The following is a 20,263-nucleotide window of genomic DNA, read 5'->3' on the forward strand; positions in this document are numbered from 1 at the left end:
GATGGCGAACAGTGCGGGCTGGGTGTAGGCGGTGCTGTTCAGCAGCGCCTCGTCCCCGCCCCACATCACCTCGTAGAGCGGGATCTCCAGGTGCTCGTCCACGGCGGCGGCCGCGGCGTCGAGCGCTGCGGCGAACACCGGGAACGCAGCGTGCAGTTCACGGCCCATGCCCAGACGCTGCGCGCCCTGGCCCGTGAACAGGAACGCCGACTTGCCTTCCCGGACCCGGCCCTGCACGACACCCGCGGCCGGCTCGCCGACGGCGAGGGCGGTCAGACCGGACAGGAGCTCCTCGCGGGTCTCGCCGAGGACCACGGCCCGCTCGTTCAGGCGGGCGCGCCGGGTGGCCAGTGCGCGGCCGGTGACCGCGAGGTCCGCCTCGTCCAGGGTCTCCAGGTGCGTGACGAGCCGCTCCGCCTGCGCCCGTACGGCCTGAGCCGTCCGGCCCGACACCACCCACGGGAGGAGCCCGCCGAAGGACTCGGGGGCTGCGGGGGTCTCCGCGGCGGCCTCGGCCGGAGCCGCCGCCGGCGGCTCTTCGAGGATGAGGTGGGCGTTCGTACCGCTGATGCCGAAGGAGGAGATGCCCGCGCGGCGCGGCCGCTCGCCCGCCGGCCACTCGACCGCGTCGGTCAGCAGCTCCACCGCGCCCGCGTCCCAGGCGACCTGGGGGGAGGGCTCGTCGGCGAACAGGGTTCGCGGCAGGACGCCGTGCTCCATCGCCTGGAGCATCTTGATGACGCCCGCGACACCGGCGGCGGCCTGCGTGTGCCCGATGTTGGACTTGATCGATCCCAGCAGCAGCGGACGGCCGTCCTCCGGCCTCTCCTGGCCGTAGGTGTCCAGCAGCGCCTGCGCCTCGATGGGGTCGCCGAGCGTGGTGCCGGTGCCGTGGCCCTCGACGACGTCGACGTCGGCGGCGGTCAGGCCGCCGTCCTGGAGGGCGCGTCGGATGACGCGCTGCTGCGAGGGGCCGTTCGGGGCGGTCAGGCCGTTGGACGCGCCGTCCGAGTTGACGGCGGAGCCGCGCAGGACGCCGAGGATCCGGTGGCCGTTGCGCTCGGCGTCCGACTGGCGCTCCAGGAGGACCAGGCCGACGCCCTCGCCCCAGCCCGTGCCGTCGGCGCCGCTGCCGAAGGACTTGCACCGGCCGTCGGCGGCCAGGCCGCCCTGCCGGCTCATGTCGATGAAGGTGTCCGGGGTGGACATGACGGTCACACCGCCCGCGAGCGCCAGCCCGCAGTCGCCGCGGCGCAGTGCCTGCGCCGCCCAGTGCATGGCGACGAGGGAGGAGGAGCACGCCGTGTCCACGGTGACGGCGGGGCCTTCGAGGCCGAGCGCGTACGCGACGCGGCCCGAGACCACGCTCGCGAGGCTGCCGTTGCCGTGGTAGCCGGCGAGCTGCTCGGGCAGCGGGCCCAGACGCAGGCCCCAGTCGTGGTACATCACGCCGGCGAACACGCCGGTGTCGCTGCCGCGCAGGGCGTGCGGGTCGATGCCGGCCCGCTCGAAGGTCTCCCAGGAGACTTCGAGGAGCAGCCGCTGCTGCGGGTCCATGGCCTGCGCCTCGCGCGGGCTGATCCCGAAGAACTCGGCGTCGAACTCGGCGGCGTCGTAGAGGAACCCGCCCTTGTCGCTGAGGCTCTTGCCGGGCCTGCCCGGCTCCGGGTCGTGGATGTCGGAGTCCCAGCCGCGGTCGATCGGGAACGGGCCGACGGCGTCGACCCCGTCCTGGACCAGCTGCCACAGGTCGTCGGGCGTCGAGACCCCGCCCGGGTAGCGGCAGGCCATGCCGACGACCACGATCGGGTCCTCGTCGGCCGCCGCGAGCGCGACGGGCGGCGCCGTACGTCGGGCCTGTTTGCCCGGGTCGCCCAGCTTGTCCGCGAGATGGTCGGCGAGCGCGCTCGGCGACGGGTAGTCGAAGATCAGCGTGGCCGCGAGCGGCAGCCCGATGGCCGAGCCGAGCCGGTTGCGGAGCTCGACGGCGGCGAGCGAGTCGAAGCCCATCTCGTTGAAGGCGCGCGTCGGGTTGATCCGGTCCCCGCCCTCGTGGCCGAGGACGGCCGCGACCTGCGTACGGACGAGGTCCAGCAGGGCCTCGCCGCGCTCGGCGCGGGACAGGCCCGAGAGCCGGCGGGCCAGGGACTGTTCGACGGGGCCGGCGCCGGTGCCCGCGCCGCGGCGGGCCGGGCGGACCAGTCCGCGCAGCACGGACGGGATCTCGGCGGCTCGCGCCTGGAGGGTGCGCAGGTTGAACCGGACGGGTACGACGGCGCTTTCGCCGCCGGTGGCGGTGAGCGCGCCGTCGAGCAGCGCCAGGTTCTCGGCGGGGGAGAGCACCTGGAGGCCGAGCCGCTCGATGCGGCGCAGGGCGGCCTCGTCGAGCTGCCCGCCCATGCCGCCGACACCGGTCCACAGGCCCCAGGCGAGGGAGGTGGCGGGGAGTCCGGCGGCGCGGCGGGTGGTGGCCAGCGCGTCCAGGAAGCCGTTCGCGGCCGCGTAGTTGGCCTGGCCGGCCCCGTCGAGCAGGGTGGCGGTGGAGGAGAAGAGGACGAAGGCGGACAGGTCCAGGTCCCGCGTCAGCTCGTGCAGGTTCCACGCGCCGTCGGCCTTCGGCCGCAGTACGGTGTCCAGCCGTCCGGCGTCGAGCGAGCCGATCAGGCCGTCGTCGATGACGCCGGCCGCGTGGATCACGGCGGTCAGCGGCCGGTCGGCGGGGATCGCGGCGAGCAGTGCGGTCACCGCGTCCCGGTCGGACGCGTCGCAGGCGGCGACGGTCACCCGGGCGCCGAGCCCGGTCAGTTCCTCCGCGGTCTCCCGTACGCCCGGGGCGTCCCCGCCGCGGCGGCCGGTCAGCAGCAGGTGGCGTACGCCGTGCTCGGTGACCAGGTGGCGGGCGACGGCGGCGCCGACCCCGCCGGTGCCACCGGTGATCAGTACGGTGCCCTGCGGGCCCCACGGCGCGGGCTGCGGTGCGGCGGCGGGGAGGGTGGCCAGCCGGGAGACGTACAGCTCGCCGCCGCGGACGGCGGCTTCGGGCTCGTCGAGGGCCGCGGCGATGCGCAGCAGCTCGTCGGGCTCCAGCGAGCCGTCGGAGTCGAGCAGTACGAACCGGCCCGGGTGCTCGGCCTGCGCGGAGCGCACCAGGCCCCACACGGGCGCCTGGGCCAGGTCGACTTCCTCGCCGGGGGTGACGGAGACCGCCCCGCGGGTGAGGACGACGAGGCGGCCGGCGGCCGGGTCCTCGTCTTCGAGCCACTGCTGGAGCACGGTCAGGACGTCCTCGGCCACGGCGCGCACCTGCGCGGGGACCTCGCCCCCGGTGCCCCGCAGGGCATGGTGGGCGACGGCGGCCGGCGCGTCCTGTGCGTCCTGCGCGTCCGCCGACAGCGGCGCGGGCAGCGGCCGCGAGGTCCAGCGCAGGTGGAACAGCGCGTCGTGCGCGCGGGGGCGCAGCTGCTCGGCGGTGACCGGGCGGACCGTGAACGACTCGACGGAGGCGACGGGCAGGCCGTCGGCCCCCGCCAGGTCGAGCGCGACGGAATCGGCGCCGGTCGCGGTGATCCGTACCCGCAGCGCGGGGGCCCCGGCCGCGGCGAGGGAGACCCCCGACCAGGCGAACGGCAGCCGCGGCCCGTCGGCGACGGGCTCGGGGGAGGCGAAGTCGGTGGCCTGGAGGACGGCGTCGAGCAGCGCCGGGTGCAGCCCGAACGCGGAGGCCTGCTCCCTGACGTGACCCGGCAGCTCGACCTCGGCGTAGGCCACGCCCTCGGCGCCCCGCCAGACGGCCTTCAGACCGTGGAACGCGGGGCCGTAGCCGTACCCCTGGGCGGCCATGTCCTCGTACAGGCGCGTGGTGTCCACGGCGCGGGCGCCGCGCGGCGGCCACACGGAGGCGTCGAAGGACGCGGCGCCGGAGGCGGAGGCGGCGGAGGTGGCGGGGCTCAGCACGCCCGAGGCGTTGCGGGTCCACGGCGCGTCGGCCGGGGCGTCCTCGTCACGGGAGTAGAAGGCGATCGGGCGGCGGCCGTCGGCGTCGGCGGCCTCGGCGACGATCTGCAGGGCCACCGCGCCCGTCGCGGGCAGCAGCAGCGGAGCCTCCATGATCAGCTCGTCGAGCCGCTCGCAGCCGGTCTCCTCGCCCGCGCGCAGCGCGAGTTCGACGAAGGCGGTGCCCGGGAGCAGCGTGCTGCCCGCGATGACGTGGTCGGCCAGCCACGCTTGCGAGCGCGGCGAGACCCGGCCCGTCAGCACCGAGGCGCCCGTATCGGCGAGGGAGACGACCGCGCCCAGCAGCGGGTGGTCGGCGGCGACCTGACCGAGCCCGGCGGCGTCGCCGCGCGAGACCGGGGCGGCCAGCCAGAAGCGCTCGCGCTGGAAGGCGTACGTCGGCAGCTCGACGCGGCGCGCGCCGCTGCCCGCGTAGTACGCCTCCCAGTCCACCCGCGCCCCGCGGGCGTGGGCGGTGGCCAGCGCGGCCGACAGCTGCCGCGGGTCCTCGTGGCCGCGGCGCAGCGCGGAGACGAACACCGGCGGGCCGCTGGGGAGTCCGAGGCCTTCGAGGCAGTCGCGGCCCAGGCCCGACAGGACCGGGTCGGGGCCGATCTCCAGGAACGTGGTGGCGCCGAGCTCGGCGAGCGCCCGCACCCCGTCGGCGAAGCGGACGGCCTCGCGGACGTGGCGGACCCAGTACTGCGGCGAGCACAGTTCGGCGGCGGTCGCGGCGCGCCCGGTCAGCGTCGACACCAGGGGGATGCGCGGGGCGCTGTAGTCCAGGATCTCGGCGATGCGGCGGAACTCCGCGAGCATCGGCTCCATGAGCGGCGAGTGGAAGGCGTGGCTCACCCGCAGCCGCTTGGTGCGGTGCCCGTCGGCCTCCAGGCGGGCGGCGACCTCGGCGACGGCCCCGGCCTCGCCCGATACGACCACGGACGCCGGGCCGTTGACGGCGGCGATCGCCACCCGGTCGGCGAGGGCCGCGACCAGCGGGGCGACGGTCTCCTCGGAGGCCGCCACGGCCACCATGGCGCCGCCCTTGGGCAGCTCCTGCATCAGTCGGCCGCGCGCGGCCACCAGGGTCGCCGCGTCGTCCAGCGAGAGCACGCCCGCGACGTGCGCGGCGGCGAGCTCGCCGATCGAGTGGCCCGCCACGTAGTCGGGGCGCACGCCCCAGGACTCCAGCAGTCGGAACAGGGCGACCTCGACGGCGAACAGGGTCGCCTGCGCGTACACCGTCTCGTCGAGCAGGGCGCCGTCGGCGCTGTCCTCGGCGGCGAACAGGATCTCGTGCAGCGGCCGGTCCAGCTGGAGGTCGAGGTGGCCGATCGCCTCGTCCAGGGCGGCGGCGAACACCGGCTGGGTGCCGTACAGCCCGCGGCCCATGGCGGCGCGCTGGCTGCCCTGGCCGGTGAAGAGGAAGGCGAGGCGCCCGCCGTCGGCGGTGCCCGGGAAGACGTACGGGGACTCCTGGCCCTCGGCCAGGGCGCGCAGCCCCGCCCGCAGGGCGTCCGCGTCCTCGGCGGCCACCACGGCGCGGTGCGCGAGGCGGGCGCGGGTGGTGGCGAGGGAGTAGCCGAGGTCGGCGGTGGCCGGGGCGTCCTCCTGCTCGGCGCGGGCCAGCAGGCGGGCGGCCTGGGCGCGCAGCGCGGTCTCGCCGGTGGCGGAGACCGGCAGCAGCACGGGGGCGGCCTGCGGGGCGACCCCCGGGGCTGCGGCGGCCTCGGCGGCCGGCGGCTCCTCGATGATGACGTGCGCGTTGGTGCCGCTGACGCCGAAGGAGGAGACGCCCGCGCGGCGGGGCTCCTCGCCCTTCGGCCAGGCGCGGGACTCGGTCAGCAGGCGGACCTCGCCCGCCGACCAGTCGACGTTGGGGGTGGGCTCGTCCACGTGCAGCGTGCGGGGCAGCTCGTCGTGGCGCATCGCCATCAGCATCTTGATGACGCCGGCCGAGCCGGCCGCCGCCTGGGTGTGCCCGATGTTCGACTTGGCGGAGCCGAGCCAGACCGGGTTGTCCTCGGGGCGGCCCTTGCCGTACGTGGCGATCAGGGCCTGCGCCTCGATCGGGTCGCCGAGGGTGGTGCCGGTGCCGTGCGCCTCGACCGCGTCGACCTGCTGCGAGGTCAGGCCGGCGTTGGCGAGGGCCTGGCGGATGACCTGCTGCTGGGCCCGGCCGCTGGGCGCGGTCAGGCCGTTGGAGGCGCCGTCCTGGTTGAGGGCGGATCCGCGGATGACGCCGACGACCGGGTGGCCGCTGCGCTGCGCGTCCGAGAGCCGCTCCAGGACGAACACGCCGACGCCCTCGGCGAAGGCGGTGCCGTCGGCGGCGGCCGCGAAGGCCTTGACGGTGCCGTCGGGGGCGAGGCCGCGCTGGCGGCTGAAGGCGGTGAAGGTGCCCGGGCTGCCCATGACGGCCACACCGCCGGCCAGCGCGAGCGTGCACTCGCCGCGCTGGAGCGACTGGACCGCCAGGTGCATGCCGACGAGGGAGCCGGAGCAGGCGGTGTCGACGGTGAGGGCCGGACCCGCGAGGCCGAGCACGTACGAGACGCGGCCGGAGATGACGCTGGGGGCGTTGCCGCTCAGCAGGTAGCCGTCGAGGCCGTCCGGGGCCTCGTGCAGCCGCATCGCGTATTCCTGGGGCTCGGCGGCGATGAACACGCCCGCCTCGGTGCCGCGCAGGGTCGCGGGGTCGATGCCGGCCCGTTCGACGGCCTCCCACACGGTCTCCAGGACCAGCCGCTGCTGCGGGTCCATCGCGAGGGCCTCGCGCGGGCTGATCCCGAAGAAGTCCGCGTCGAACTCGGCGGCGTCCGGCAGGAAGCCGCCGTGGCGCACGTACGTGGTGCCGGGCGTCGTCGCGTCGTCGGAGAACAGCGCCTCCAGGTCCCAGCCGCGGTCGGCGGGGAACTCGTCCCGTACGTGCTCTCCGTTGCTGACCAGCCGCCACAGGTCCTCGGGGGAGGCGACCCCGCCGGGGTATCGGCAGCCGATGCCGACGATGGCGATGGGCTCGTCCGAGACGGCCACCGCGCGCACCGGCGCCTCGGGGCGGTCGGCCAGGCCCAGGACCTCGGTGCGCAGGTGCGCGGCGAGTTCGGCCGGCGAGGGGTGGTCGAAGGCGACGGTCGGCGGCAGCGCCAGGCCGGTGGCCGCGTTCAGCCGCACCTGGAGCTCCAGCAGCGCGACGGAGTCCAGGCCCAGGTCCTTGAAGGAGCGGTCCGCGTCGAGCGACACGGGCAGCGCGGCCCCCGCGAACGCCTCGGGTGCGTCGGCGTACTTCGCCCGCAGCACGGCGAGCGCGTGATCGTGTACGAGGTCGAGCAGGACGTGGGTCTGTTCGGTCGTCGGAAGCGCCTGGAGGTCCCGCACGAGCGCGGACTCCGTCGCCGCGTCCGCCGCGGTGTGACCGGTCGGCACACCGTCGGTGCCGGAGACAAAGTTTCCGGGCTCAGTCATCTAGCAACTCCACACACTCGTTGTCCGCAGAGGACGAAAGGACGTAAAGGCGTTCGTAAGGACCTAAGGACTCCGACGTGACGGAGCGTCAACAAGTCGTCGTCCGCCCGGAGACGGGGGGTGTCTCCGGGCGGACGGGCGGGGTCACTCGGCGGTGGCCACCGCGTGCTCGACGAGGCTCAGGGCCTGCACCGGGCAGGCTTCGATGGACTCCAGGATCTGGTCGCGCAGCGACTCGCCCGGCTCGTCGACGACGAGGATGGCCTGGCCGTCCTCGTTCTGGTCGAAGACGTCCGGACCCGAGAGCACACAGGCCCCACAGGCGACGCAGACGTCCTTGTCGATAATGACCTGCAGCATCTTCGTCCTCTCCGTTACCAGGTGACCGGCAGCTCGTGCAGGCCGTCGATGAGGGCCTTCTCCTTGAAGGGGAGCTCCTCGACCGGCTTGGCCAGACGCAGCCCCGGAATCCGGCGCAGCAGCGTCGTGAAGACGACCTCCATCTGCATCCGGACCAGGACCTGGCCGGCGCAGCGGTGGTGGCCGTAGCCGAACGCGATGTTCTGCGCGGCCTCCTTGCGGTGGAAGTCGAGGGTGTTCGGGTCCGCGAACACGCTCGGGTCGTGGTTGGCCGCGGTCAGCGAGCAGATGACGCCCTCGCCCTTGCGGATCAGCCGGCCGCCGATCTCCGCGTCCTCCTTCGCGACGCGGACCGTGCCGTGGTCGGCGACGCTGGAGAAGCGCATCAGCTCGTCGACCGCCTGGCCGGCGAGCTCCGGCTTCTCGCGCAGGACCGCCGCCTGCTCGGGGTGGCTGAGCAGCACCAGGACGGCCATGGTCATGCCGTTCATCGTGCTCTCGTGGCCGCCCGCGATCATCGTGCGGACGAGCGCGCTGATGTCGGTGGGGCCGAGGTCGCCGCCGCGGTCCCGGTTGCGCAGGATCAGGCTGCTGATCAGGTCGTCTGCGGGCTTCTCCGTGCGCTCGGCGATCAGCCGGTGCAGCAGGATCTCGACCTCGGTGTTGGCGGCGGCGTGCTCCTCCGGGGTGCCCTGGGTCACCAGCGAGGTGATCCAGCGGTAGAAGAGGTCCGTCTGGTCGCGCGGCACGTCGAGCAGCTCGGTCATCGCGACGGACGGCAGCGGCATCGTCAGCGCGGAGATGATGTCCACCGGGCCGCCCTGGGCGAGCATCGCGTCGATGAGCTCGTCGACGATCTCCTGGGTGCGGGGCCGCATGGCCTCGACCTTCTTGGCGGTCATCTCCGGCATCAGCATCATGCGGTGCTGCGTGTGGACGGGCGGGTCCATGTGGAAGAGGGTCCGCTGGACGATGCCCTGCTCCAGCAGCTCCAGGGGGAAGCCGAACTGGAGCGGGTAGCCGGGGTCGGCGATGTCCGACTCGAAACGGGGGTCGCGCAGCATCTGCTGCATGTCCTCGTACCGGGTCAGCAGCCAGGCCTCGCGACCGTTGAACGTCAGCTTCACGCGGGAGACGGGCTCCGTCTCGCGCAGCACGGCGTAGTCCGGAGCCGGCTGCATCGGACAGCCGGTGCGCGGCAGCGGAAACGCGCGGACCGTCGTCTCCGACCGCGCAGTGGTGAGTTCCGTCATGGGTCCCTCTCTCATCCGCCCCGCACCTGGTGTGCGGTCACGGCCTGGATCGATCGCGTGGGTCGTGGTCGGGCTCGGGCTCGGGCTCGGGCTCAGCGGGTGGCGGTGGGAGGGCGCACGTACCGGTGCGTCACCGTTCGTGGAAAGCGCCTGCGCATTCCTTGCCGGACTCTCCCCCGGCTATCGCCGGGAGGTGCCCCCGTCCGGGGGGACCCCCAACCGGAGTTCACCCCATTCAGGCTGCTGTCCTTCACCCCTGCTGAAAACCCCTAAGCCGCGGCGCCCCTGATGGGAAAGGCGGGGGCCCGGCGAAATTAGGGGTGGTGAAGGGTGGTCACAGGGGGCGGTGGCAATGGCGGCCGGAGCCCGCGCGCCGTTTCGATGGGGTGAGGCCTCGGGATACCGCCCGGTCTCGGGAAGACGCCCGGTCACCGGGAAGGGAAGTCGAGGAGTCATGACGGAAACGCTGCAGGGCACCAGCGCATGGATCCGGCGGTTCCAGCCCTCGCCGGACGCCCCCCACCGCCTCGTCTGCTTCCCGCACGCGGGCGGCGCCGCCACGTACTGGTTCCCGATGGCGCAGGCGCTCGCCCCAGCGGTGGACGTGCTCGCCGTGCAGTACCCCGGGCGCCAGGACCGGCGTACGGAGCCCTGCGTCGAGTCCGTCGAGGTGCTCGCCGACCACGCCGCCGAGGAGGTCCTGGCCTGGTCGGACCGGCCCGTGACCCTCTTCGGGCACAGCATGGGCGCCATGGTCGCCTTCGAGACCGCCCGCCGCCTGGAGGAGCGGGGCCGGCCGGCGGCCGGGCTCGTCGTCTCCGGGATGCGCGCCCCGTCCCGGACCCGCGGCGGACCGGGCCCGGCCCGGGCCGCGCAGGCCGCCGAGACCGAGGAGGAGCTCGTCGCCGGCATCCTGCGCCTGCAGGGCACCGACGCGGCCGTCCTGGAGGATCCGGAGCTCGTCCGCATGATCCTTCCCACCATCCGCAGCGACTACAAGGCCGCCGAGAGCTACCGCTGGCGCCCCGGCCCGCCGCTCGGCACGCCGATCGCCGTGCTGACCGGCACCGAGGACCCGCACGTGGACGCCGAACAGGCCGCGGCCTGGCGCGAACACACCGCCGGACCGTTCAGCCTCACCGTCTTCACCGGGGGCCACTTCTTCCTGAACGAACACGCCGACGACGTACGGAAGGTCGTTACCGACCACATTGCCCGGTCGTTCCAAGCGAACTCAGTCTGAATTCAAGCGACATCTGAAAAGAAGGATGTCCTGTCTCCCTCGGGTCTTTTCCAGCCGGTTCACGGGGGGACGACCCGAGCCACAACTCAAGGCAGGAGTGGGGCGTTGGCCAGCCTCTCGTATTCGATACGCGAAGAATCCGCAGCAGCGGGAATTGCTCCCGGACACGGACCGTCCCAAAAGGAAACCGTCCACGGGCTGCTGGACGCCGCTGCCGCGGCGGCGCCGGACGCCCCCGCCATCCGCGACGCCGCGGGTGCCTGGACCTACCGGCAGCTCGACGAGTACGGCCAGGCCTTCGCGGCCTGGCTGCACGGCCGCGGCATCGGCGTCGGCGACCCGGTCGTGCTCCAGCTGCCGACCAGCCGCGAGCTGGCCGCCATGTTCTACGGAGCCTCCCGCGCCGGAGCGGTGTTCGTACCGCTCAACCCGACCATGAAGCCGTACCACCTGCGGCAGGTCAGCGAGAACGCCGGGCCCAAGCTGGCCATCGGCGACGCCGCGACCGCGGCGGGCCTGGGCGAGGCCGTCGGCGCGGTGCACCTGCTCGCCGACGTCTGGTCCGAGGTGGAGGAACTGCGCGCGCAAGGCGCCCGCATCGCCTCCGAGGTGCGCCCCGACGACGTGGCGACCCTCATCTACACCTCCGGCAGCACCGCCGCCCCCAAGGGCGTCGTCTGCCCGCACGCCCAGGTCGCGTTCGCCTCCCGGGGCCTGGTCGAGGCGCTCGGGTACCGGTCGGACGACATCGTCTTCTGCCGCTTCCCGATGTCCTGGGACTACGGCCTCTACAAGGTCGTCATGACCTGCATCGCCCGCTGCGAGATCGTCCTCGCCGACCAGGACTCCGACCTCACACTGGTGCGCCGCATGCGCGAGACCGGCGCGACCGTGGTCCCGATCGTCCCCTCCTTCGCCACCATGATCGTCAGCCTGGCGAAGCGGGACACCGAGCCGCAGGCCCCGGTCCGGATGTTCACCAACACCGGAGCCGCCCTGCCGTCCGCCACCATCGACGCGCTGCGCGAGCACTTCCCCGGAGCCCGCGTGGTGCGCCAGTACGGCCAGACCGAGGCCAAGCGCATCACCGTCATGCCGCCCGAGGAGGACCGGACCCGCCCCGGCGCGGTCGGCCTCCCGCTCCCCGGCACCCGCGTGCTGATCGTCGACGCGGACGGCAGCGAGCTGCCCGCCGGCGAGGTCGGCGAGATCGTCGCCGTCGGCCCGCACGTCATGCCCGGCTACTGGAACAGCCCCGAGATCACCGCCGACACCTTCCGCACCGACCCCGCCAGCGGGCAGCGCAGCCTGCACACCGGGGACTACGGCCACCTGGACGCCGACGGCTACCTCTACTTCGAGGGCCGCCGCGACGACATGTTCAAGCGCAAGGGCCTGCGGATGAGCACCCTGGAGATCGAGGGCGCCGCCATGGACATCCCCGGAGTGCGCGCCGCCGCGGCCCTGGCACCCGGTGAGAAGCACGACCTCGCCCTCTTCGTCGAGGCCGACCTGACCCCCGCCGAGGTGCTGAAGGGCGTGGCCCAGCGCCTGGAGCCCGCCAAGGTCCCGGCGATCGTCCGCGTGCTGAGCGAGTTCCCGCTCACCCAGCACGGCAAGAACTCCCGCAAAGAGCTGGCCCTGCTGCTCGAAGGAAGTGGAAAGTGAGTTTCCCGTCCATGGAGCCGACCGAGCTCGCCCGCCAGTACGGCACGCCCCTCTACGTCTACGACCTCGACCGCGCCCGAGCCGCCCGCCGGGACCTCTTCGGCTGGCTGCCCGAGGGATTCGAGGTGTTCTACGCCTTCAAGGCCAACCCGCACGTCGACCTCGTACGGGCGCTGCGCGACGGCGAAGGCCCCGCCTGCAAGGCCGAGATCAGCTCCACCGGTGAGCTCGCCGCCGCCCTCGAAGCCGGCTACCCCGGCTCCGACATCCTCTACACCGGGCCCGGCAAGACCCCCGAGGAACTGTTCGACGCCATCCGGGCGGGCGTGCGCACCTTCTCCGCCGAGTCCCTGAGCGACCTGGAGCACATCGGCGGCGCCGCCCTCGAACACGACACGGTCGCCGACTGCCTGCTGCGCATCAACAGCGCCACGGCCAGCGCCACCACCAGCATCCGCATGACCGGCGCCCCCACCCAGTTCGGCATCGACAGCGAGACCGTCGCCGGCCTCGCCGAACAGCTGCGCTCGGTGCCCGGCACCCGCATCGCCGGACTCCACCTCTTCTCCCAGAGCAACGCCGCCGACGAGGAAGCCCTCATCGGCGAACTCACCCACACCATCAAGGCGGCCGCCGCGATCCAGGAGGACCTCGGCGTCCCGCTGCGCCTGCTCGACATCGGCGGCGGCTTCTCCGTCCCGTACGCGCAGCACGGCGAGCGGGCCCGCTACCCCAAGCTGCGCACCGAGCTGGAGGCCTCGCTCGACCTGCACTTCCCGCAGTGGCGCGAGGGAGCGCCGCACCTCGCCGTCGAGTCCGGCCGCTACCTGTCCGGCGACAGCGGCACCCTCGTGGCCCGCGTCAGCAACGTGAAGATCAGCCGGGGCAAGAAGTTCGTCATCCTCGACGCCGGCATCAACACCTTCGGAGGCATGTCCGGCCTCGGCCGGCTGCTGCCGGTGTCCGTGCAGGTCGAGGCGGGGGAGGAGACCGAGAAGGCGAGCCTGGTCGGCCCGCTGTGCACCCCCGGCGACGTCCTGGGCCGCGGCATCGACCTGCCCCCGCTGGAGGACGGCGACCTCGTGCGCATCCCCAATGCCGGGGCGTACGGGCCCACGTCGAGCCTCCTGATGTTCCTCGGCCGCCCGGCCCCGACCGAGGTCGCCGTCTCCGGCGGCAAGGTCGTCTCCGTCTCGCGCATCGAACACGTACGCACCTACCGGAGTGTGGAGGGCGATGATGCATGACCTGTCCGCCAGAGGCCCGGAGTCCCTCGTCGAGCGGTCGAAGGGGACCGTGATCGTCACCACCCTGGCCTCCGACTCCCACACCTGGAACCTCGTCTTCCTCCAGCTGCTCATCGAGGAGTGCGGGTACGACGTGGTCAATCTCGGCCCGTGCGTCCCCGACGAACTGCTCGTCTCCGAATGCCGCGACCGCAACCCCGAGATGATCGTCATCAGCAGTGTCAACGGCCACGGTTACCAGGACGGGATGCGGGTCATCGGCCGGCTCCGCGACGCGGCTGCGCTGGCCGCGACGCCCATCGTCATCGGCGGCAAGCTGGGCACCGACGGCGGCGAGGGCGCCAGCCGTACCCACGAGCTGATGGCCGCCGGCTTCGACGCCGTGTTCGAGGACGGCCAGGACCCGATCGCCGCGTTCCACGCCTTCCTCGCCACCCTTCCGTCGGAGCCCCGGCGGCCGGCCGTGGAGGCCGCGGACCACGCCCGGGTCTCCGCATGAGCGAACCCGCCGCCGTCCGCGAGGGACTGCCCGCCGGCCCGGCCCCCGTCGACTTCGGGGAGTTCGTCCGCAGGGAGGGCGGCAACGGCCGCCTCGTCGTCCAGCCCCGCATGGGCTTCGGGGACCCCGGCCGGATGCGCGCCGGGCTCGCCGCCACCAAGGCCGCCCGCGCCGCCACGGTCGGCACCCTCACCCTCGACAGCTACACCCGCGTCGGGAACCTGGACGCCGTCGAGACCGCCCTGCGCGACGGCATCGACCTCAACGGCTACCCGGTCGTCAGCCACCCGGCGCAGACCACCGCCGCCGTCCTCGACGGGGTACGCGACCAGGGCTTCCCCGTCCAGGTCCGGCACGGCTCCGCCACGCCCATCGACATCTTCCGGGCGATGATGCGGCTGAACCTCAACGCCACCGAGGGCGGGCCGGTCTCGTACTGCCTGCCCTACGGGCGCACCCCGCTCGCCGACGCCGTCCGCAACTGGGAGGAGTGCTGCGACCTGTACGTGCGCATGCAGGACGTCGGCATCGAACCCCACCTGGAGACCTTCGGCGGCTGCATGATGGGCCAGCTGTGCCCGCCCAGCCAGCTCGTCGCCATCAGCTTCCTCGAAGCGATGTTCTTCGCCCAGCGCGGGCTGCGCTCCATCTCCATGAGCTACGCCCAGCAGACCGACCCCGTCCAGGACCGCGAGGCCGTCACCGCCCTGCGCCGGCTCAGTGCCGAAATGCTGCCGGTCGCCAACTGGCACGTCGTCATCTACGCCTACATGGGCGTCTACCCCGAGACCGACCACGGCGCGTACGGGCTGCTCGCCAGCGCGGCCCGGCTCGCCGTCACCACGGGCGCGGAACGCCTCATCGTCAAGACGGCCGCCGAGGCCCGCCGCATCCCCACCATCGCCGAGAACGTCCAGGCCCTCGAATACGCCAGCGACACGGCGCTGCGCACCGGCCGCGGCCGCGACGATACCTTCGCCGACACCCCGACCTACCAGGAGGCGCGGGCCTTGGTCGAGGCCGTCCTCAACCTCGACGACGACCTCGGGCGGGCCCTGCTGAAGGCCTTCCGCCACGGCTACCTCGACGTCCCGTACTGCGTGCACCCCGACAACGCGGGCCGGGCGCGCAGCTACATCGACGCGGGCGGCCGGCTGGCCTGGGCCGACACCGGGAAGCTGCCGATCGCCGGGATCGCCGAGCGCGGGCCCTCGCGGAAGATCGGCTCGGCCGACCTCATGAACGACCTCTTCCATGTCCGGTGCAAGTTCGACGCAGGACCCCGCGAACTCGACCCCGTCACCGCGGAGCTGATCCGCGGCCGCGCGGAGATCGGGTCACGGACGAAGGAGTACACCGCATGACCACACAGACCGTCTCCGTCCCCGTCCCCGTCCCCGTGGAGACCGGCGCCTGGGTGCGCCGCTTCCACCCCGGCGGCCAGGACGCCGGGCACCGGCTGATCTGCTTCCCGCACGCGGGCGGCTCCGCCTCCTTCTACTTCCCGGTCTCCCGGGCGCTGACCCCGGGCGCGGACGTCCTGGCGATCCAGTACCCGGGCCGCCAGGACCGCCGCCACGAGCCCTGCCTCGACTCCATCGGGGAGCTCGCGGACGCCCTCGCCGCCGAGGTGCGGCCGTGGTGCGACCGGCCCGTCACCTTCTTCGGGCACAGCATGGGCGCGACCCTCGCCTTCGAGGTCGCCCGGCGCCTGGAGGCCGGGGGCACCGTCCTGCACGGACTGTTCGCCTCGGGCCGGCGCGCCCCGTCCACCGTCCGCGACGAGCGGGTGCACCTGCGCGACGACGAGGGGCTGCTCGCGGACGTTACCCGGCTCGCGGGCACCGACAGCGCGGTGCTCGGGGATCCTGAGATCGTCCGCATGATCCTGCCGGCGATCCGCGCCGACTACCGGGCCGCGGAGACCTACCGGTACCAGCCCGGCCCGCCGCTGACCTGCCCGCTCTTCGTCCTGACCGGCGACAGCGACCCGCACGTGACGGCCGAGGAGGCCCGGGCCTGGGAGCGGCACACCACCGGCCCGTACGCACTGCGCACCTACCCCGGCGGCCACTTCTACCTCAACTCCCAGGCGGGCGCCGTCCTGGGGGAGATCTCCGCGCACCTGGGCTGACCGGCCCGGGCCGGGCGCCGGCTCCCGCCGAATCCGGCGGGAGCCTTTCCCGTATCCCGGTCCCGCATTCCGGCCGGGGTGCGGGAAAACGGCCTGGTGACGCATACCATGTCACTGGATGCGTGCGTGATACGCATGGCATCCATCCGGATCTCTCGAAGAGGACGAATGAAGGCGGGACGCTCCATGACCAGTAGCGAGGGCAGCGGCCTGCCGGGCAGCATCGACGTGCTGTGGGAGCTGCGCAGCAAGGAACAGCGCGGAGCGCGCGCGGGCCTGAGCGCGGCACGCATCGTCACGGCGGCGATCGAGTACGCGGACCAGTTCGGGCTGGGCTCCCTGTCGATGGCCCGGGTGGCCGAGCGGCTCGACTTCGCGACGATGTCCCTGTACCGGCACGTGTCGAGCAAGGACGAACTCCACTCGCTCATGGTCGACATGGCGTACGGCAAGCCGCCGCTGCTCGAAGGCAGCGACAAGGACTGGCGCGGCGGCCTGGAGCTGTGGGCCCGCGCGTTCCTGGAGATCTTCCGGCGCCACCCGTGGATGCTCCAGGTCCCGGTCAGCGGGCCGCCGCTGGAGCCGGGCCAGATGAGCTGGCTCGAATGCGGGCTGCGCACCCTCGGCCGCACCGGGCTCTCGCCGAACGAGAAGCTCTCGGTGATGCTTCTGATGGTCGGCTACGTACGCAACAACGCGCAGGTGTCCATGCCGCTGACCAGCCAGGACCAGAGCGAGGAAGAGCTCATGGCCAACTACGGCCGGGCCATGGACAAGTTCGTCGACGCGGAGACCTTCCCCGCGGTCCGCGAACTGATCGAAGCCGGCACCTTCCAGGAGACGGACGACGACTTCACGTTCGGCCTGGAACGCGTCCTCGACGGCATCGAGGTCCTGATCCGCAAGAACACGGGCGAAAACCCCCTGTCCTGACCGGGCCACCGCCGAAGCCGGCGGACCGCACCGCATCGCACACACGGGGCGCAGTCCCGCGCCGGGCGGCGTGGCGCCGTCGGCCCGGAACAGGTGGTGCTGGGAGTCGGTGATGCCGTTCGCCGGTTCGGCGTAGAGCAGCGGCTTCATCGGACCAGGGCGCCAGCCGGTCTCTTCTCTTCAAGGACCTCACGGGCGGCGGCCTCGTCGGGGGTCTCGTCCGCCTCCACCAGGCCCATGGGCAGCTCCCGGGCCCACGCGTCCGTGATGAAGCGGTGGCGCCACACCCGTGGCGTCGGGGTCTGCCCGGCGTAGTTCTCCGGCCGCCAGGACTGCGTACGCGGCGGCGACGAAGAGGAGGCCCGGGATCGCGAGCAGGGTGCGCTGATCGCTCTCCAGAACGGCCTGGTACCGGCTCCGGGAGACCTCGACCGTGCCGCGCGTCTGCGGCGTGGTGTCGAAGGCGAAGAACCGGCCTTCCTTCACCTCCGCGGACTGCAGGTTCCCCTCGCCCGCCGTACTGGCGACCGTCATCACCACACCCGACACGGCCAAAGCCGCAAGTGCCACCTGGGTCTTGCGGGGAAGGCAGCGGACGGCGAGCCAGACAGAGTGCCGGTCCGCGCGCGTCAGGAACAGACGCGCCAGGGCGGATGTGAAGACGGGGAAGAGGAGCACGGCGATTGCCGCCAGCGGCCACCTCGTTCCGGTCAGCGGCAAGGTGCCGGGCAGCCAGGTCAGTGCGCTCAGTACCAGCAGCGTGCTGCCCAGCGCGGTCGCGAGACCGCCGTGCACCTTGTACGTCCACCCCATGCTCCGAAGCTTGGCACAGGAAGCGTTCGCCGGCTCCGGGGAAACCGAAGACGTCCGCCCCGGCCACCATTCGGTGGCCGGGGCGGACGTCTTTCGGGCTCTTCGGGGCCTGTCGGCGGATCAGTGATAGGCGACCGAAGAGTGCGGTGCGGCGGCGGGGGTGGAAGCCGCACCAGCGGTGGTCGGGATGTGCTGCGGCTCCTGCGACTGGGCGGCCTCGACCGCGCCGGGCAGCGCCGCCTCGATCGGGGTCTTGCGCAGCAGCAGGGTGGTGATGACCGCGGTGAGGAGCATCAGGGCCGCGCCGGCGATCGAGGCCACCTGGAGGCCGTGCGTGAAGGCCTCCCGGCTGGCGTCGATCACCTGGGCGCCGACCTGCTGCGACTGGTGGGCGGCCACGTCGGCCGCACCGCCGATGGTGTTGCGCAGCGAGTCGAGCGCCGAGCCGGAGATGCCCTCGGGGCTGATCTTGGCCATGTCGTCGCGGTAGACGGCGGAGCCGATGGAGCCGAGCGAGGCGAAGCCGAAGGCGATGCCGAACTCGGTGAAGGTCTCGGAGGTCGCCACCGAGGAACCGGCCTGCTCCGGCGGGGCCGAGGTAACCACGATCTCGGCGGCCAGCGTCTTCGAGGCCACCATGCCGCCGGCCAGGAGGCCGACGCCGACGAGGACGATCGCGATGCTGGAGTCGACCTCCACCATGGTCAGGACGCCGAAGCCGGCGGCCATGATGACCAGGGCGGAACCGATGAGGACGGCCGGGCGGACCTTGCGGCCGAGCGAGGCCGACAGGGCGACGGCGATGCCGATGGCCGGCATCGGGGCCAGCGACCAGAGCGAGGCGGTGAGCGGGGAGTACCCGAGCACCATCTGGAGGTACTGGTTGGTCAGGACGCTGCTGCCCATCAGGGCGAAGGCGACCATCAGGTTGACGATGACCGCGCCGCTGAAGCCGCCGCTGCGGAACAGCGAGATGTTGATCATCGGGTTGGCGGCGGTCTTCTGACGGATCACGAAGGCGATGACGAGGACGGCGCCGACGACGGCCCAGATGACCGCGCCCTGGCTGTAGCCCTCGATGACGAGCTCCTTGAACCCGTAGATCAGCGTCATGACGCCGGCCAGGGAGAGCGCGGTGCTCAGCAGGTCCAGCTTGCCGCGGTTCGGGTCACGGTACTCGGGGAGCAGGAACGGCGCCGAGAGGAGGACCAGGACCATCACCGGGGTGTTGATCAGGAAGACCGAGCCCCACCAGAAGTTGTTCAGCAGGAGGCCGCCGACGACGGGACCGATGGCGGCACCCGAGGTGAGCGTGCCACCCCAGGCCGCGATGGCCGTCTTGCGCTCCTTGGAGTCGTGGAACATGTTGCGGATCAGCGCCAGCGACGTCGGCGTCAGGGTCGACGCGGCGAGGCCGAGCAGGGCCCGCGAGGCGATGAGCATCTCGGGGCTGGTGGAGAAAGCGGCGCAGGCGGAGGCCACGCCGAACAGGGCGGCACCGATCAGCAGCAGCTTGCGGCGGCCGATGCGGTCGCCCAGCCAGCCGACGGTGACCAGGGTGCCGGCCAGGACGAAGCTGTAGATGTCCATGATCCACAGCAGCTGCGAGGCCGTGGGCGAGATGTCCTCGCTCAGCGGCGCGATCGCGAATCCCAGCACGGATACATCGACAGAGACCAGCAGGGTGACCAGAACGATCACTCCGAGGCCGATCCACTCCTTCGTTCCTGCCTTGGGCTTCAGTTCCGTCATGGCAATCGTCCATATCCTCTCGGCGTACGCGGCACGCAGAGCGTATCAGGTACGCACACGCGTGTCACGTACTCGTTGGGGGGTGGAGGGGTCGGTGGGGGGTTGCGCCGCGAACGGTGGGGGCGGGAACGGGTCCTGCGTGGAGCGGCGGAAGACAGCATGAGCGCCGTGGGATAGGTACCCCAGGCGCTCGTCGGAATTGATATGAGTGAGATCCTGCACGGAAAGCGGATCGCCGGAACGGGCTGCTAACGCCGGGTCTTTGTAAGGCATAGCTGTATCCCTGAAAGCAAGCGTGTTTCCGGATGGGCGATTCGCCTGGCCTGACTCTCGTCAGAGTTTCCGTACTGAACGCTAACGGAGCGAATTGCTCCGCAGCCACCCCTATCCACCCCTAACCCGACCCCTGGCATGCCGATGCCCGCGTCAAGGGGTCAGGTCGGTCGTGCTGCGCCAACTCCGGCCGCTCCGCGACGGGGAGGGGTGGGACGGCTGTGATCCTAGGGGGCCCGGGATCGCGCTCAGGGGTGGGCGGACCACACTCCACCGAAGTAATTTTCGAGAGATCTCAGTCCGTCGCGAGTTTGTGAAACGTATGTGCCGACTCGGCGCAGGGTCGTAATTCCTGCCCGGAGCGCACGGAAAAGCGCAGCTCGCCTCGGCGCCGTCGAATGGCATAGGAGGGTGTGCTCGGTGAGCAACGAGGAGAAGCTTCTCGGGTACCTACGCCGGGCTACCACCGACTTGCGTGAGGCCCGCAAAAGGCTCGCGGAGGCGGAGCGCAGGTCATCGGGTGAGCCGATCGCGGTCGTGGGCATGGCCTGCCGGTACCCCGGCGGGGTCAACTCCCCCGACGACCTGTGGCGGCTCGTGGCCGAGGGGCGCGACGGGGTCTCCGCGTTC

13 protein-coding genes and 1 pseudogene are annotated in these 20,263 nt (G+C 72.6%); 8 read left to right on the forward strand and 6 right to left on the reverse strand.

Features of this window, described 5'->3' with window-relative positions:
- The 3 genes from AB0M92_RS38015 to AB0M92_RS38025 form a co-directional block, all read right to left on the reverse strand.
- Positions 1-7,458, reverse strand: a 7,458-nt coding sequence (locus tag AB0M92_RS38015) for an SDR family NAD(P)-dependent oxidoreductase (protein ID WP_366106954.1), incomplete at its 3' end; no start/stop codon positions are given.
- A 144-nt stretch (positions 7,459-7,602) separates the two neighbouring features.
- Positions 7,603-7,818, reverse strand: coding sequence for a ferredoxin (locus tag AB0M92_RS38020; RefSeq protein WP_229907090.1), 216 nt, complete (start codon positions 7,816-7,818; stop codon positions 7,603-7,605).
- Positions 7,819-7,832: 14 nt separating this feature from the next.
- Positions 7,833-9,071 (reverse strand): cytochrome P450, encoded by a 1,239-nt coding sequence (locus tag AB0M92_RS38025; protein ID WP_366106955.1) that lies wholly within the window; start codon positions 9,069-9,071, stop codon positions 7,833-7,835.
- Positions 9,072-9,525: 454 nt separating this feature from the next.
- Here AB0M92_RS38025 and AB0M92_RS38030 point away from each other — a divergent pair, with 454 nt between their 5' ends.
- The 7 genes from AB0M92_RS38030 (at position 9,526) to AB0M92_RS38060 (ending at position 16,795) form a co-directional block, all read left to right on the forward strand.
- Positions 9,526-10,314 carry an alpha/beta fold hydrolase gene (locus AB0M92_RS38030; protein WP_366106956.1) on the forward strand — a complete coding sequence of 263 codons (789 nt, stop codon included), beginning with the start codon at positions 9,526-9,528 and terminating at the stop codon, positions 10,312-10,314.
- Positions 10,315-10,512: 198 nt separating this feature from the next.
- A complete protein-coding gene (locus AB0M92_RS38035; RefSeq protein WP_366106965.1) occupies positions 10,513-11,982 on the forward strand; it encodes an AMP-binding protein in 1,470 nt (489 codons plus the stop codon).
- Between the two features lie 11 nt (positions 11,983-11,993).
- The gene (locus AB0M92_RS38040) at positions 11,994-13,229 is read left to right on the forward strand and encodes a type III PLP-dependent enzyme (RefSeq protein ID WP_366106966.1); all 1,236 of its coding nucleotides are present in this window, start codon (positions 11,994-11,996) and stop codon (positions 13,227-13,229) included.
- Positions 13,222-13,728 carry a cobalamin-dependent protein gene (locus tag AB0M92_RS38045; RefSeq protein ID WP_366106958.1) on the forward strand — a complete coding sequence of 169 codons (507 nt, stop codon included), beginning with the start codon at positions 13,222-13,224 and terminating at the stop codon, positions 13,726-13,728. Before AB0M92_RS38040 ends, AB0M92_RS38045 begins: the two co-directional genes overlap by 8 nt.
- A complete protein-coding gene (locus tag AB0M92_RS38050) occupies positions 13,725-15,092 on the forward strand; it encodes a methylaspartate mutase (RefSeq protein WP_366106959.1) in 1,368 nt (455 codons plus the stop codon). The genes AB0M92_RS38045 and AB0M92_RS38050 overlap by 4 nt, the downstream gene beginning before the upstream one ends.
- The gene (locus AB0M92_RS38055) at positions 15,089-15,862 is read left to right on the forward strand and encodes an alpha/beta fold hydrolase (RefSeq protein WP_366106960.1); all 774 of its coding nucleotides are present in this window, start codon (positions 15,089-15,091) and stop codon (positions 15,860-15,862) included. Before AB0M92_RS38050 ends, AB0M92_RS38055 begins: the two co-directional genes overlap by 4 nt.
- 186 nt (positions 15,863-16,048) lie before the next feature.
- Positions 16,049-16,795 carry a TetR/AcrR family transcriptional regulator gene (locus AB0M92_RS38060; RefSeq protein WP_366106961.1) on the forward strand — a complete coding sequence of 249 codons (747 nt, stop codon included), beginning with the start codon at positions 16,049-16,051 and terminating at the stop codon, positions 16,793-16,795.
- A gap of 69 nt (positions 16,796-16,864) precedes the next feature.
- Here AB0M92_RS38060 and AB0M92_RS38065 read toward each other — a convergent pair.
- The 3 genes and pseudogenes from AB0M92_RS38065 to AB0M92_RS38075 form a co-directional block, all read right to left on the reverse strand.
- A pseudogene (locus tag AB0M92_RS38065) lies at positions 16,865-17,082 on the reverse strand (NUDIX domain-containing protein); the annotation flags it as partial.
- Entirely contained in the window at positions 16,985-17,608 is a 624-nt protein-coding gene (locus tag AB0M92_RS38070; RefSeq protein ID WP_366106962.1) for a hypothetical protein, read from the reverse strand. The gene AB0M92_RS38070 and the pseudogene AB0M92_RS38065, both read right to left, overlap by 98 nt.
- 120 nt (positions 17,609-17,728) lie before the next feature.
- Positions 17,729-19,360, reverse strand: coding sequence for an MFS transporter (locus tag AB0M92_RS38075; RefSeq protein ID WP_366106963.1), 1,632 nt, complete (start codon positions 19,358-19,360; stop codon positions 17,729-17,731).
- Positions 19,361-20,053: 693 nt separating this feature from the next.
- Here AB0M92_RS38075 and AB0M92_RS38080 point away from each other — a divergent pair.
- Positions 20,054-20,263: beta-ketoacyl synthase N-terminal-like domain-containing protein (locus AB0M92_RS38080; protein WP_366106964.1), on the forward strand; the 210-nt coding region annotated here is incomplete at its 3' end.

This window comes from Streptomyces sp. NPDC051582, assembly GCF_040681715.1.
In the GTDB taxonomy this organism is placed as follows: Bacteria; Actinomycetota; Actinomycetes; order Streptomycetales; family Streptomycetaceae; genus Streptomyces.

Coding starts and splice junctions, on each gene's coding strand:
- AB0M92_RS38020 (WP_229907090.1), bottom strand. CDS start 7,818: ATGCTGCAGGTCATTATCGACAAGGACGTCTGCGTCGCCTGTGGGGCC.
- AB0M92_RS38025 (WP_366106955.1), bottom strand. CDS start 9,071: ATGACGGAACTCACCACTGCGCGGTCGGAGACGACGGTCCGCGCGTTT.
- AB0M92_RS38030 (WP_366106956.1), top strand. CDS start 9,526: ATGACGGAAACGCTGCAGGGCACCAGCGCATGGATCCGGCGGTTCCAG.
- AB0M92_RS38040 (WP_366106966.1), top strand. CDS start 11,994: ATGGAGCCGACCGAGCTCGCCCGCCAGTACGGCACGCCCCTCTACGTC.
- AB0M92_RS38045 (WP_366106958.1), top strand. CDS start 13,222: ATGCATGACCTGTCCGCCAGAGGCCCGGAGTCCCTCGTCGAGCGGTCG.
- AB0M92_RS38050 (WP_366106959.1), top strand. CDS start 13,725: ATGAGCGAACCCGCCGCCGTCCGCGAGGGACTGCCCGCCGGCCCGGCC.
- AB0M92_RS38055 (WP_366106960.1), top strand. CDS start 15,089: ATGACCACACAGACCGTCTCCGTCCCCGTCCCCGTCCCCGTGGAGACC.
- AB0M92_RS38060 (WP_366106961.1), top strand. CDS start 16,049: ATGACCAGTAGCGAGGGCAGCGGCCTGCCGGGCAGCATCGACGTGCTG.
- AB0M92_RS38070 (WP_366106962.1), bottom strand. CDS start 17,608: ATGGGGTGGACGTACAAGGTGCACGGCGGTCTCGCGACCGCGCTGGGC.
- AB0M92_RS38075 (WP_366106963.1), bottom strand. CDS start 19,360: ATGACGGAACTGAAGCCCAAGGCAGGAACGAAGGAGTGGATCGGCCTC.